This is a genomic window from Caldicoprobacter guelmensis, from assembly GCF_016908415.1.
GTDB classification, from domain to species: domain Bacteria; phylum Bacillota; class Clostridia; order Caldicoprobacterales; family Caldicoprobacteraceae; genus Caldicoprobacter; species Caldicoprobacter guelmensis.
On the sequence record NZ_JAFBDW010000001.1, the window covers coordinates 401,183 to 414,776 of the forward strand.

Below are 13,594 nucleotides of genomic sequence, written 5' to 3' on the forward strand. Positions count from 1 at the left end.
ATATTGTAGTAAATTTTATATGGGGTTCCACTTTTCTACTAAAATTTCACAGCTACCTTTAAACATACTATAGTCACTTTCGTAATCACATTTTATTGGCGGCACCTCACTTCCTCTTACAACTAACCTTTTCTCCACTTCTGCCTGAACAAAAGGCAAAAGCTTATCAAATATAGGAGTTATTACCCCACCTATATATACTACACTTGGATCAAACATGTTAACAAGGATAGACACCAACTCACCCAATATAGTTCCATTTTCATTTATCACTTCCAAGGCTTTCTTTTCTTCGCTTAAAACACTGCTCACAAATTTATTCCAACCTGCAGAAATATCTTTCAGCCCATCACGGCCATAGTATTTATATAGGAAACCTTTGATACTGAGGTCAGTTTCTACACAATTATAGCTTCCACAGGACTCACATACCTTACGTAATCTTCCAATAGGTATATGTCCTATTTCAGCACCATAACCCCTGTGTCCTCTTAACAATACGCCATCAACGATAACGCCAAGACCTGTTCCTTCTCCAATATAAACATATACTATGTTTTTATCCAAACCTTCTTGAGCACTTACGGCTATAACGCTCAAGTTAGATTCGTTATCAACATAAGCAGGCATTCCATATAATTCGCTTATCATCCGCTTTAATGGTTGATTTTCAAACATAGGTACTGCACAACTAACCACAGTCTCCTTTTCGGTATCAAAAATACCTGAAATAGCAGCACCTACTCCTATTATATTGTCTGTTATAACTCCTAGTTTTCCAACGTAATATTTAAACTTTTCGTAGCTGTAGCTGATAATTTCAGATGCATCTTTAAATATCAGTGCATATTCCTCATGTTTGAATACGATGTTATACCTTAAATCCATCAATGCCATCTTTAAGAAACCCTCAAGTTGAAGGTCCAAACACAGCACAAAAAAGCGGTCATAATTGAGCCTTATAAAGTGAGGGGTCCTTCCTACGCTATAGTTGTTGACATCTTTAACCTCATCTACCACTCCCTTACTTTTTAAAGCATTGCATATGTTAGACACCGTCGAAAAACTAAGCCCTGTCCTTTGCGAAATATCCTTTTTTGTAAGGTCATCACTAAACCTTATACACTTGATCACATCTTTAACGTTTTTTTGTTTGATATCTATTATGTCATTTATCATCTTTCATCAGCACCCTTGTTTAAAAACTTATCTGTCATAAATTTTATTCTTTTACGCTTCCTAATACAATACCAGCAATAAAATATCTTTAGCAATCTCTTCCTCTTTCCCAATAGACTCAATAATAACCCCATTCCTCACACGCTTCATAAATAGCATTTACATTTTCAAGTGGAGTACCTGGAATCAAAGCGTTAGCATCTCTTAAAACAAACTTCTTTGTCCTTGGCATCACTGTTTGAAGTATTCTCCTTACCTCATTTTTAATGTCCTCAGGATTGCCGTTTTTCAGCAATACTACGCTGGGACCTCCCCATATTTCGGTATCGGGGTGTAGTTCATCGTACAAATGTTCAAAATCTATCGGATAGCCGGTATCAAACATCACTATGTCGCATTCCTTTTGCAGTATTGGGAAGAAACGCTGGGCATCGCCACACAAATGAATGGAACGCCTGCCACCTTCTATTGTAAATTCATCATATATTCGTTTTATTTTTGGTAATACAAGTTGCTTAAATAAGGAAGGAGAAAGCAAAACAATAGCATCATCAGCATAGCCAAAACTCTCACTTTTTATTTCTTCCCCAAGATACCTCCTTACTTCCTTCATCCTACTGATAATAGCCTCTGTCACAAAGTCTAAAAGAGCCTCTACATAATCTGGATCCTCGTAGATATCATTTATCAAATTAGTCATGCCTCTTATCCCACATGCAGTTGTAAATATCCCATCTGTTCCATAAAAATTATATGGCATAGAAACGTTCTTTACAGGTATATTCTTATATACAAAGGTTTTAGCCTTTTCAAGGAAGTATTCATAATACCTTAACACCTCTTCCCCAAAGCCATCAAAAGCCGAAGGTATACCCTTATCAAATATTTTCCGTTTATCATCATCACTCAAAAAAGGCCGCACGTGAGGCTCAATACCAGGCTCTACTTTACCCCCCAGCCAAGCCAATTCAGTAAAATTTTCAAAATCCACCCTGACAGACCAGCCTTCCTCCTCTGGATATCCCATTGGGCTATCAGACATGATGTTAAGCCTAATCCATTCTTGAGCCTTCACTTGAGTCTCAAACATGACATCCGGCGAATTCACATAATCCCACAAAGTTATGCCTTCCTTGTTTAATTCTCTTTCAAAGATCCAATTTCGTGCATCAGCATAGATATACACTGGCACTTTAAATGGCTCTCCTTTATAATAGGCATTCCACACAGCTTTGGCTTTCTCATTGTGCTCCCTATAATCCATAGCACTACTCTCCTACTTACATAGTTCTTTTTTTGCACGCTCTACTATATATTCAATTTCCTCATACTTTGAAGCTTCAATTACAGGCAAACGCTCTTTGTATCCAGCCGTAACCTCTTCAACAAACTCATGAGCTTTATCTAACAACGACTTGGAACCTTCCTTTACCCAACCGTCCCAGTTATTCCTATTAAAGAGCTTAGAAAACCAATAACTCTTTCTCATGTATTGCAACGTATGCTCTTCGCCCAAGAAATTGCCTCCAATTCCAACTCTCTCTATGAGGTCAGCAGCTATGGTATCATCGTTTACTTCAAATCCATCGATAACATAGTTATACGCATCAATCCACTCATTGTCTATAACCAACTGCTCAAAGCTGAACCCCTGATCTGCACCCGCAATGCCCTGCGCTCCTATCCCTATTGTACCCCCCATACAGCTCATTATTGCGCTCAATGCCTTTTCAAAACCTGCCTGAAAATCAGGCACTAAAGCATCTGTCAGTCCTGAATTACTGCCAGCCTTTATACCATAAAACTTAGCCAGCTGAGCGCTTGCAATGCCTAACAATGCCTGGTTAGGTGAACCAAACGAGCATATCATGGTTCTCAAGTCCATTGAATGTGTACCATGTCCATAAAAGCCGGGTATTTCTCTACTTAGAGCATACACCATAAACATGCTGCCAAGCACTTCGGCATTCATCAAGGTAACAGTCCCTGCCAGAGTCACAGGACCAGTTGCCCCTCCCATGACCATCGGAGCAATAGCTAAGGGCTGCCCTTCTTTGACAAATATGAGAGCCATCTCTAAACTCTCTTTTCTAAATTGAAGCGGACTTACAGTTTCTAATAGATAACCCACCTTTCTACCCATAACTTTTGCCATTTCAATAATGTATCTAGCCGACTCGGGAGACAGGATATAAGTACCACCGGGCTTGGTCGAATATTCATAAATCTTCTGATAAGAAACTACGTCTGTAATGGCGTGGTGTACATCCGACGGAATGGTGACAGCGTCACAGAAGGGTATATTTCTCAAATGTTCAACCAAAGCAATGCCTTTCATCACGTCATCAAGCAGTCCATATCTTCTAGTTTTAGTTTTATAATCTATAACAAACACCTGTGTTGAAATAGAACCGGCTAACTTGGAAGGTATTTCCACATTATCTTCGTCAGCGTATTTTTTTCTAATCATATCCAGCAAAGATTCCATTACTTTTGAGGGAATGCGTACAACACTTGATTGCCTATCCACTATTGCCCCCGCTTTTTCACACAGGTCAAGACACTCCTCATTGGGTACTCTAAGACCCACATTCTCTAATATTCTAAGTGTCCTATTGTGAATGAGCTCTATTTCCTCCGGTTTCAATATTGTTACTTCACACCTAATTCTTCCCATTATTTTTTCCTCCTCTTTTATAACTTTAATAATTATTCACCCATTGTTCTAAAAAAGAAATCAAATCTTTTAGAGATGGACTCCTACCTCTTTGCACATAGTAGCCAGCAACTGCATTTCCGAGTAACAACGAAGATATGATATCCATCTTTAAAAGTAAACCCACACAAAAGCCGGCGTTAAAATTATCTCCACTCCCTGTAAGCAACAGAGGATGCTCAACAAATGCGCTCTTTACCTCATATACGCCATTTTCATCTGCCGCTACTGTGCCCTTAGCTGAATGCAGGATAAAAATATCTACATTAACGCGGGAGTAAACATCTTCCACAATTTTCCTCAATTCATGCCCCTCACTTGAGTTTCCACAAACAACATCCGCCAACGCCTTACCTTCATTTTCATTAACAGCTAAAATTGTAGACCTAACCATACTATAACTCTCAATTAGCTTTATTACACGAATAACATCTTCTTTTGATTTGCCTGTAAAGTCGCACAAATCGAAATAAACCACTTGACTGCCTGCTGTATCTTTCAATATTTCATTCAGTACACCTTCCCATATATCGCTTGCTCCCCTCATTTCAGACCAATTAACTAGAGCTATAATATCGCTTTTCATAAAAAGCTCTTTCAATTGTTGTATTCCCATTTTATTTTTTAAGCTCATCCAGTTAATATCATCCAAAATTCCTGTTTCTCCAAACACTATTTTGCCATCATTAAATTCTAATGCTAAAGTATAGCCCGGTCTCCCTATGGAATGGATTGTACAGTTGGATAACATTTCTGAAAAGACTTGTTCAATTGTTGGAATGCCGGCCGTGCAAATGCAATTTACTTTTACCCCCAGTTTTCCAAGTGCATTTGACAATATAGGAGCATTACCGCCTATTTTAGATACTCTCTCTACAATTTCTATGTTGCAATCTCCATTTTTTCTTTCCAATATGTAATTTACAAATTCATATATAGTAGAAAAAAACACTTTTTCCCCCTCTTTACTGGTTTGTACAGCCTTAACAACTCTATCGATAAAACCATCAAAACCTACACTGACATTATAATTGTGTAAACTCCATCCTCGTTGCTTAAGCGTTTCTATGACTTTGTAAAAGACTTGCTCCACTTATAAACCCCTTTCGACTATGCTATTTTTCTATGTTGAAATTATCATTTAAATTATTATTTTAATTATTATAATGATTGTAAAAATTACATACACCCAACTACTTTTTAGTTTAGCAGCATTGTTAGCCTCTTTTCAACCTTATAAAGCAGCCAAAAACAAAAATTATAAACCAAAATTCAAATTCTATACGGAGATAAGCAATTATTTCTGCTTATATCTTGAAATTACAAAACGTTTCGCTTACTATTACAAATAAAAATATAATTCTCTCATTTATCAGCCAATTCCTCACAATCCACTTTTGCCTTTGCCCAACATTACTAACACAATAGTTTAACTCCATATTTTTCTAAGCTATCTATATAGTACCAATCCCTGTTAAAATACGTAACCAGCGTCAAACGTTCTCCCTTGATTCCAGTGGTGGATTCTCTGTCCACTATGGCTATTCCTTCAGAATTATCCGGCTTTTTCAGCGCTATTGAATAATCCTCTTCACTGTACAGCGCCAGTTTCCTGTTTACCTTGATAAACGTCGTTTCGTCCATGTTTACATACATCTCAAATACTGCTAATCTCTGCTTTTGGACAAGCAGGCAGTAATACCCCTTTAGAGGGATGTTTATAAAGAATCCATCCTGGATCGACTGCCCCTCCACCTGGTTTGTAACCTTTATTCGCGTAATTATGTCCTGTACCTCTTCTGGCATTACCTTATCCTCTTTTAGCGTCCCATCTACTACCTCTCGACTACCAATAATTCGCTTCAATATCTTGTTTATCACTTTATTTAAAGCGTTTCTCTTTTCCTCTTTCAGCACTTTTATGTCTTCCTCGGTAAGGTTGTTAAAAATTAATGATCGCGCTTCGAAATACTCTTCCATTGTCAGTCTGGGATACGAATACTTTATAATGAGTTCTACTTCCCTGTCAATCATAACCTTCCTCCTTAGTTTCACTAGATTTCCATCTCATTTATTATAGCTTTATTTTTTACAAGCTACAATCTTCTCGTGTTACTACCCACAGCCTTTTACCCTGTTCGGTCCACGTAATTTTCATAGCTAATATGATACCATTAAACCACATTAAAAGCAAATAAAACCCGCATTAATCTACTTGCTTGCTAACTAAAATAACAAATCGGATTTTCAACTCAATATATTAATGCTATAATTGGACTGGTACAATCACTAAACGACGGAAAGGATGAAGGCTATGGTGTTGCGCGTTATGATGGTGGACAGCAGCTATGAAGCAAGGCGAGATATCGACAGCAAAATAAAATGGGTGGAAAATGACTTTGAGCTGGTAGGCGAAGCCAATAACGGCGAAGAGGCATTGGCTCTACTGCCGCATGTATCACCCCATGTAATATTTACCGAAATACGCATGCCCAAGATGGATGGCATAACCTTTATAGAAACGGCAAAAAAAAGATGGCCCGATATAAAATACGTGATCGTAAGCAACTATGACAACTTCGAGTATCTCCGTCAGGCCATGAGAGTAGGCGCCTATGATTATATCCTTAAACCGGTCAAGGTGGAGGAAATAAATCAGGTACTGTTGCGTGCCAAATTCGAAATTGAGACAGGGATACGCAAATTTTTTTAGCAAAAGCCACCTTTCATATAAGGTGGCTTTATTTCACATTAACTGTTACCTCCGCAGGCCTAACCTCTACCAAATGAGTCCCTGAAGGTATATCCACCATTACTTTTAGCCTGTGCTCTCCTCTAGATATATTAGCAAGGTCTACATAAGCCCTTACACTGTTTTCATCGACGCTGTTTATTACAGTCGCTGGTCCGCTAATGACTATTTCAGCACTTGTAGGCTCCAGTTCAACCTCACTCCCTTCTGGCGTATTTATTATTTGAATATTATCAACAGTTAAACTTCGCTGGATGTCTTTCTCCCTAATTCGCACTATGACCTCCACTTCGTTTGGATTGGAAGGCGCTATAGTAATACCCTCGTACTTTTGAAGCTTTAAAGTCTGCTTTACATCAGCAGTAGCTCCTTCTATATCTAAAACTTGGGTGCTTATAGAATCTATTTTATCGAGAATAGATTTTTCTCCGCTCACAGTTACCTCTTGAGGATAAACCTCTACACTTACTATTTCATAATTATCATTAGGAACACCAGCAATATTCGGCTTTATTGGTAAAACTTTAGTGGGATAGACTGGCACTACCACTGTTACGTATCTGGGATTAATATTAATGTATTTTGACTCGATGGTTCGACCTTCCTCATCCATTAACAAAACTGGCAGCGAGTATTCAACAGTAGAAGATACTTCTGAAAGTTTCAAGGATACCATTGCCCTGTAAATACGTTTGATAAGGCTCTCAGGCCCCGTTACCTTCACGGTATTTGTAGGCTTCATGCTGTGAGAAAAAGCTAGATACCCTTTAGCCTCTTTTATATCAATATCAGTCGTAATGACGACGTCTTTGTAAACCAGATAGTCAGCCTTAACAATGACATCAGGCTTTCGCCTCAAGGTAACACCTGAGGGAAGCCCCTTTATATCTATAAGTAATCTATACTCTCCTGGTTCGTTAACCTCAGACAAATCCAAAACACCTTGTAGCTGTTCGGCGTTTATCCTCTCTAAATCCCGTACCCTTCCTCTTACTGAAATATTCACTCCGCTTGGTATATCATATACCAGGGTAAGCCCTTTTTCTTTAAACTTGTCCTCGTTTACTATTTTAACTGGAACACTGTCATAGTTTCTAGTAACTTCAGGGTTCTGTTCCCTTATAGCTATAAGCCACAATATAATGGCTATGATAACCGAGATCAGTTTCAAAGCAAAATTCTTGCCAAGTTTGCTATGCATCCTTTGCCCTCCGCTTTATCAAACTAAATGGTTTTACTTCTTTCTCTTTTATATATATCTTCTCAAGGATGCTACGCAATCCTTCAGCGTCCAAATATCTGGTCAATTTTCCATCACTGGCAATTGAGACGATACCCGTCTCCTCAGATACTATTATAGCCAATGCATCAGAGGCTTCAGAAATTCCTAATGCCGCTCTATGGCGCGTCCCCAGCTGTTTGCTCAAATTGGGGTTTTCGGTAAGTGGCAAAAAACACCCTGCGGCCACTATACGCGACTCCCTTATTATAACGGCACCATCATGCAGGGGTGTATTGGGTACAAAGATGTTTTCCAACAGCTCCCTGGTCAGCCTGGCATCCAAACGAATCCCCGTCTCCACCACGTCATTTAAACCCGTTTTCCTCTCGATAACGATTAAGGCACCAACATGATTTGACGACAAATTCTGGACAGCTCCTACTATATTTTCTATCACTTCGGTCACATCCTCATCATTTTGAGTAAACATCACCTTATCAAATATTCTCCCTCTGCCTATCTGCTCTAAAGCTCTTCTAAGTTCAGGTTGAAAAACTATAAGCAAAGCTATGACTCCAAGCTGTGCAGTATTCCGAAGAATCATATATACCGTACTGAGATTCAGAATATTACTCAACCAGGTAGCAAACAATAGTATTGCCAATCCTTTTAAGACCTGCTCCGCTCGCGTCTCGCGTATAAGCAGCATAAGCTTATATAAGGCATATGCCACAATAGCTATATCCACAACATGGCGTATGATATCAGGGAATTGAAAGTACGGTTTCATATAGGATATAAGGTTTGAAAGCCAGGCCCACATATTTCCACCCCTCGCAATTTGCGCCGTTTCCCCACAACATTTATTATACAACAAATAGCATGAATTTTAAAATAAGCGCTAACAATATGGTACTCCCTAATGAGTCAAATTTCATATGACGATTGGGATGGTGGTCCCACAATTGATGCATCTATTGTCCTTTAATCCTATCACCCTTATCACGTATCCACGGTCCACTATTTTCTGCCTACATTGAGGGCAATAGGTGTTGTTATCTGCTCCTACCACATTGCCCACATAGACAAAGTTTAAATATTCTCTAGCCATATCTCTCAACCTGTAAAGAGTGGCAACAGGAGTAGGCGGAAGCTGCATGCGATAATTGGGATAATACCGTGAAAGGTGCAGCGGAATGTTTCTGTCAATTTCGCTCAACCAGCGCGCTAGCTCATTTATTTCCTCTTTGTCGTCATTGAGTCCCCCGATAATCAGGGTGGTTATTTCAACGTGGGCCTTCTTAGCAGCATGTTCCACCACTTTTTTAACAGCAGACAGGTCTCCCCCACATATTTCCCTATAAAACCGATCATTAAACGCCTTCACATCTATGTTAAAAGCATCGACATATGGGAGTAAATACTTCAAAGGTTCAATCTGGATAAAGCCATTGGTGACCAGTACCACCTTCAAATCCTTTTGTTTGCAAAGCTGCGCCGTATCCAAGATATACTCGTACCATATAACGGGTTCGTTATAAGTAAAAGCAATGCCTACACTATCATGGGCAATTGCCATTTCAACCAATTTTTCGGGCTCCACAACAGTGGTGGATTGTTCCCTGTGGGCAATATGCCAGTTTTGGCAAAATGAGCAGCGCAGATTGCACCACAATCCACCCACCGAAAGTATAAAGCTCCCTGGATAAAAATGATATAAAGGTTTCTTCTCTATAGGATCCATGGCTATTGAGGAGACCCTGGCATATCCCTCGGCCATCAACTTACCATTTATATGCTTCCTTTGCCTGCAAAAGCCGGCTTTCCCTTCCGAAATCAAGCATTCGTGCGGGCAAAGACTACATTTTACCCTATCCCCTTCCTTGACATAAAACAGCGCTTCCCTCATAATTTACACACCTTCTAAGCCTTAGTCTTTGATGATTACACCGTGAAAGGTCAATTATTTATGGCGTTCCACTTCAAAACGCTCTATTGTATAGCTTTCGTTAGGACGTATCCCCGCTTTACGCAGTGCAATTTCGATCTGCTGCTGGGGAGTATCAACCCCTTCCAGGTCAGGCAATAACAGGCCGGACTTGTGCCCGCTTCTGACTATCACTCCATACCTCTTGGCATCAAGTTCGTCTATGGATTTGACGGGTTCAGGCTTTTTCAAGACATCAACTGAATACACCAATTCCTCCAATTCGTTCTCATCTACAGGAATGAACCGAGGGTCATGCACCCCAGCACTTATGGCATTATAGATGATCTCCTCTGCAATGTTCTTCCTTGTAGGCTCTATAGTGCCAATACATCCACGAAGCTGCCCATCCTTTTTTATCGAAACAAAAACCCCAGCCCGGTTTTCAAGCATCTCCCTGGGAAGGTTATCATCCGACTTAATTATCTTGCCAGTGCGGATATACGACTCAAGAGAACGCCTGGCCAGGCGAACATAAGGGTCTTCGTTTTGACGTATCCTTTGCATACGCTGATGCTTTCGCTCAAACAGCCTCTCGACAAAGAGACGTGTGGCATCTGGCTTTCCTCTTTCAAATATGGCCACACCGTATCCCACGCCAAAAGGTCCTTCATAGGATAAAACCCTGGGATGCAGGTCATACCCGTCCAGCGTGCCCATGGCTATGATAATGGAACGAAGGCCGCATTCACCACCTTCCTCAACCATCACAGGGGCCATATTGAAAAATCTCTCCACATCCCCGCTCTCGATAATCGCCATAATCTCCTTATCAAGTTTAGGTCCCATCGGATGAAAACCATAGGGTCCATCTTGGCTCAAACGGTGCGACAGGTCACCGCTGGCAATCACACATACGTCCTTTGCACAGGCACGCACAGCCTCCTGTATGGCCTTCCCAAAGGCATACAACGCCTCATAGGATAATGGGGCATATGTGATATGAACCAACTTGAAATCACTGTACTGCTTGGTAACAAAGTATAAAGGCACAAGGGCTCCCCAGTCCATGGACGTGGATATCCTGTAATCAGATGCCACGCTGTTATCGATCCCTATGCATGGTATATTTAATCGTTCGGCATGATCCATTATCGCCTTTGCAAGTTCAACATCGTTTTCAAACGACATCTTTACGCCGGGGGCTCCAAACCTTGCAAAATTTCCCGTCAAATGTGGCGTAGCCATGACAGCTATGGCATCTCTAAACATTGGTCCATGAGGAGTTATGAGCACTACAGTATGCGGCTTATTGTCTTTTATGTGCCGAGCACACGTTTCAAGAGCCTCTATTGTACTTTGCGCCTTTCTCTGTTCGCCTTTTCCAACCTCTGGAATGATGATGGGAGGATGAGGCATTAAATAAGCCGATAAGATTTCACCCATCCATTGACACCTCCTTCTCTACCTAATAAGTTTATCACAAAATGGGACAAAGATACAGGCGCTGTCAAAAAAAGAATAATTGCTTTAAAATTAGACAAAATAAACTCGGAGGTGTAAAAATTGCGACAGAGACGAAGAAATACCGCTGATATAGGGATTGCTATGAACAGCAATGAAAGCCAGGCCATAATCGAATCTCTGAGACTGATTCAGGCTGACAACATGATTAATGCCAACGATGTGGTGGTCATAACGCCCAATTGGGTAAAACCGGCGGGTCCCGAAACGGGAGATGTGGTAGGCCCCGAAAGCCTGCGCACCATCATAAGATTTGTTAAACAAAAGAATCCTCGCAGGATAGTGGTGGCTACCGGTTCGGCAGAAAGGACCACCGCCGACGTCATGAAAGCGGTTGGTTACGATAAAATCATCAATGAGGAACAGGTAGAGTTTGTAGACCTAAATTTCGGGCCATTTATGAGGGTAAACTTGAATCACTCCTCACCGCCGGCCACTAATTTAAATAAGCTGCATGAGGAAATGACCTTTCTGATCTCCTTTGCCCAGCTTAAGATACACAGCGCAGCCACCATGACGGCAGCCATAAAGAATATAGCTTTGGGTTGGCCACCTGCGGAAGAACACGGGTATCCCAAAAAGAACCTAGGCATACACAATGACGTCCATGGCTTTATAAGCGCAATGGCACAGATAATTCCCATCGACCTTTCGATAGTGAGCACCAACCCTGCCATGATAGGCACCGGCCCCCACAACGGCATTCCGCGCCACGTCGGAATTGTCATAAGCGGCACCGATCCTGTTGCCGTGGACACCATAGGAGCGCGTCTTTTAGGTTTCCACCCTGAAGCCATACGGTACCTATGGGACTTGAAAAACAAAAAGGTGGGAGTAGCGAATATAAACCAGATGAACATAAAGGGTATGTCCCTCGTTGATGCCGAACGGGCTTTCAGCACAACAGCATACGGCCAGCCATTTACAATTGAGTAGACGTTTAACTGGCATACACCTTTTATGCATTTAAACCACCTTCATCAGCAAGGACATCCTGTTTTACATAAATAGTAGAGAAAATAGCACTTTGCCATTCATCTTTGGTTTTAATCAGTGGCATTCTAATATAGGACTTTTCTAAACCTCATATAAAAAATATGTTGTACACTTTCTTATGCAAATTTGTCCCCGTTTCGCCTGAATTTATAATGATCCCCTCGCCCCATATCGACCTCCATGCCGACGGAATTGATCCGCCTTTCAATACAATTCCGGCACTGTGCAGCCTCTTCCCCAGTACATATCTTGTTTTGATAAAGTTCATACTTTGGCCGTGCCCAAACGGGTGATAGATTGGGCATCACCACATTGGCACCGGCCATAAGCGCCAGCTCTCTTCCCCTTGGATGCAGCGTTCCCATGGCGGTGGTGGCGGGAAGTAGGCAGTCGGGCACCAGCAGGCGCGCAAGCGCCAGCATGACCAGCGTATCTTCCACCGTACCCCCCTTTGCATTACCAAGAGGCGTCTCCTTATGAGGTATAAAAGGACCGATACCTATCATATGGGGATTAAGCTGCTTAAGAAACAGCAAATCCTCCACCAGGTCCTGCCTGGTCTGACCTGGCAGTCCCACAATAAAGCCAGCCCCCACTTGATACCCTATTTCTTTTAGCACTACAAGGCACCTTCTTCGGTTGTCAAAGCTGGCACCAGGATGGAGCTTTTCATACAAGCTCCTGGATGCCGTCTCATGGCGAAGCAAATACCTGTCTGCTCCCGCCTCAAAAAACGCCCGGTATTCCTCATCGCTCCTTTCACCGATGGATAGGGTGATGGCCACGTCAGGAAATAATCTTTTTATACTGACGATTATGTTAACCATCCTATCCACCGTATACCACGGGTCCTCCCCGCTTTGGAGCACAAAAGTCCTGTATCCTAAGGCATACCCTTCTCTGCAGCACTCAAGTATCTCCTCTTCGCTCAAGCGGTAGCGTTCCACCTTTTTATTACCGGCACGTATGCCGCAATACAGGCAATTCATCCGGCATATGTTTGAAAACTCAATAAGTCCCCTAAGATAAACCTTGTTTCCGTAATATCGTTCCCTCGTCCTCCTGGCGTAGTCAAATAGTTTCTGTGTCCGCTCTTCATCCAGATTTTCAAGCACAAAAATGAGCTCATCCCCGGAAAGGTCATTGGTGTTATAAAGCTTATCCAGCAGCAAATCTACCCTGTTCATCGGATACCTCCCCTAATTTTGTTTAGAACAACTGCTGGTGTAACATCTAATTATACCTCAACTTTATATAACCAACTCCATCTTTAGTTTA

The 13,594-nt window shown here is 41.3% G+C and carries 12 protein-coding genes and 1 pseudogene; 2 read left to right on the forward strand and 11 right to left on the reverse strand.

What is annotated here, in order from left to right; genetic code table 11:
* Positions 1 to 15 precede the first annotated feature (15 nt).
* From JOD02_RS02075 to JOD02_RS02095, 6 genes and pseudogenes are all read right to left on the reverse strand, one after another.
* A complete protein-coding gene (locus JOD02_RS02075; RefSeq protein WP_243426265.1) occupies positions 16 to 897 on the reverse strand; it encodes an ROK family protein in 882 nt (293 codons plus the stop codon).
* A gap of 129 nt (positions 898 to 1,026) precedes the next feature.
* Positions 1,027 to 1,179, reverse strand: a pseudogene (locus tag JOD02_RS11845) (MarR family transcriptional regulator); the annotation flags it as partial.
* Between the two features lie 118 nt (positions 1,180 to 1,297).
* Positions 1,298 to 2,443, reverse strand: a complete 1,146-nt coding sequence (locus JOD02_RS02080) for a uroporphyrinogen decarboxylase family protein (RefSeq protein ID WP_204486470.1) — start codon at positions 2,441 to 2,443, stop codon at positions 1,298 to 1,300.
* A gap of 12 nt (positions 2,444 to 2,455) precedes the next feature.
* Entirely contained in the window at positions 2,456 to 3,856 is a 1,401-nt protein-coding gene (locus tag JOD02_RS02085) for a trimethylamine methyltransferase family protein (RefSeq protein ID WP_204486472.1), read from the reverse strand.
* A gap of 25 nt (positions 3,857 to 3,881) precedes the next feature.
* The gene (locus JOD02_RS11725; RefSeq protein WP_204486474.1) at positions 3,882 to 4,988 is read right to left on the reverse strand and encodes a PfkB family carbohydrate kinase; all 1,107 of its coding nucleotides are present in this window, start codon (positions 4,986 to 4,988) and stop codon (positions 3,882 to 3,884) included.
* 323 nt (positions 4,989 to 5,311) lie between these two features.
* Entirely contained in the window at positions 5,312 to 5,929 is a 618-nt protein-coding gene (locus JOD02_RS02095; protein ID WP_204486476.1) for a hypothetical protein, read from the reverse strand.
* Positions 5,930 to 6,209: 280 nt separating this feature from the next.
* Between JOD02_RS02095 and JOD02_RS02100 the strand changes: the two genes are divergently transcribed.
* Positions 6,210 to 6,608 (forward strand): response regulator, encoded by a 399-nt coding sequence (locus JOD02_RS02100; RefSeq protein ID WP_204486478.1) that lies wholly within the window; start codon positions 6,210 to 6,212, stop codon positions 6,606 to 6,608.
* A gap of 28 nt (positions 6,609 to 6,636) precedes the next feature.
* On the opposite strand, the gene JOD02_RS02105 is transcribed toward JOD02_RS02100, so the two are convergent.
* The 4 genes from JOD02_RS02105 to amrA all read right to left on the reverse strand — a co-directional run bounded on the left by JOD02_RS02105 (position 6,637) and on the right by amrA (position 11,242).
* Positions 6,637 to 7,848 (reverse strand): CdaR family protein, encoded by a 1,212-nt coding sequence (locus JOD02_RS02105; RefSeq protein WP_204486480.1) that lies wholly within the window; start codon positions 7,846 to 7,848, stop codon positions 6,637 to 6,639.
* Positions 7,841 to 8,659: a diadenylate cyclase CdaA gene (cdaA, locus tag JOD02_RS02110; RefSeq protein WP_204486627.1), complete on the reverse strand. Its 819-nt coding sequence runs from the start codon at positions 8,657 to 8,659 to the stop codon at positions 7,841 to 7,843. The genes JOD02_RS02105 and cdaA overlap by 8 nt, the downstream gene beginning before the upstream one ends.
* Positions 8,660 to 8,803: 144 nt before the next feature.
* The gene (gene amrS, locus JOD02_RS02115) at positions 8,804 to 9,778 is read right to left on the reverse strand and encodes an AmmeMemoRadiSam system radical SAM enzyme (protein ID WP_204486482.1); all 975 of its coding nucleotides are present in this window, start codon (positions 9,776 to 9,778) and stop codon (positions 8,804 to 8,806) included.
* A 54-nt stretch (positions 9,779 to 9,832) separates the two neighbouring features.
* On the reverse strand, positions 9,833 to 11,242 hold the full coding sequence (amrA, locus tag JOD02_RS02120) for an AmmeMemoRadiSam system protein A (RefSeq protein ID WP_204486483.1): 1,410 nt from the start codon (positions 11,240 to 11,242) through the stop codon (positions 9,833 to 9,835).
* Between the two features lie 120 nt (positions 11,243 to 11,362).
* Between amrA and JOD02_RS02125 the strand changes: the two genes are divergently transcribed.
* Positions 11,363 to 12,256 (forward strand): DUF362 domain-containing protein, encoded by an 894-nt coding sequence (locus tag JOD02_RS02125; RefSeq protein ID WP_243426267.1) that lies wholly within the window; start codon positions 11,363 to 11,365, stop codon positions 12,254 to 12,256.
* A gap of 176 nt (positions 12,257 to 12,432) precedes the next feature.
* Here the strand turns inward: JOD02_RS02125 and hydE are convergent, their stop codons facing one another.
* Complete coding sequence (hydE, locus tag JOD02_RS02130; RefSeq protein WP_204486484.1) at positions 12,433 to 13,503, reverse strand: [FeFe] hydrogenase H-cluster radical SAM maturase HydE; 1,071 nt, start codon at positions 13,501 to 13,503, stop codon at positions 12,433 to 12,435.
* Between the last annotated feature and the right edge of the window lie 91 nt (positions 13,504 to 13,594).

Excerpts from the sequence above, each read along its gene's own strand:
- JOD02_RS02075 (WP_243426265.1), bottom strand. The coding sequence starts at position 897 with ATGGCATTGATGGATTTAAGGTATAACATCGTATTCAAACATGAGGAA.
- JOD02_RS02080 (WP_204486470.1), bottom strand. The coding sequence starts at position 2,443 with ATGGATTATAGGGAGCACAATGAGAAAGCCAAAGCTGTGTGGAATGCC.
- JOD02_RS02085 (WP_204486472.1), bottom strand. The coding sequence starts at position 3,856 with ATGGGAAGAATTAGGTGTGAAGTAACAATATTGAAACCGGAGGAAATA.
- JOD02_RS02095 (WP_204486476.1), bottom strand. The coding sequence starts at position 5,929 with ATGATTGACAGGGAAGTAGAACTCATTATAAAGTATTCGTATCCCAGA.
- JOD02_RS02100 (WP_204486478.1), top strand. The coding sequence starts at position 6,210 with ATGGTGTTGCGCGTTATGATGGTGGACAGCAGCTATGAAGCAAGGCGA.
- JOD02_RS02105 (WP_204486480.1), bottom strand. The coding sequence starts at position 7,848 with ATGCATAGCAAACTTGGCAAGAATTTTGCTTTGAAACTGATCTCGGTT.
- cdaA (WP_204486627.1), bottom strand. The coding sequence starts at position 8,659 with ATGAAACCGTACTTTCAATTCCCTGATATCATACGCCATGTTGTGGAT.
- amrS (WP_204486482.1), bottom strand. The coding sequence starts at position 9,778 with ATGAGGGAAGCGCTGTTTTATGTCAAGGAAGGGGATAGGGTAAAATGT.
- amrA (WP_204486483.1), bottom strand. The coding sequence starts at position 11,242 with ATGGGTGAAATCTTATCGGCTTATTTAATGCCTCATCCTCCCATCATC.
- hydE (WP_204486484.1), bottom strand. The coding sequence starts at position 13,503 with ATGAACAGGGTAGATTTGCTGCTGGATAAGCTTTATAACACCAATGAC.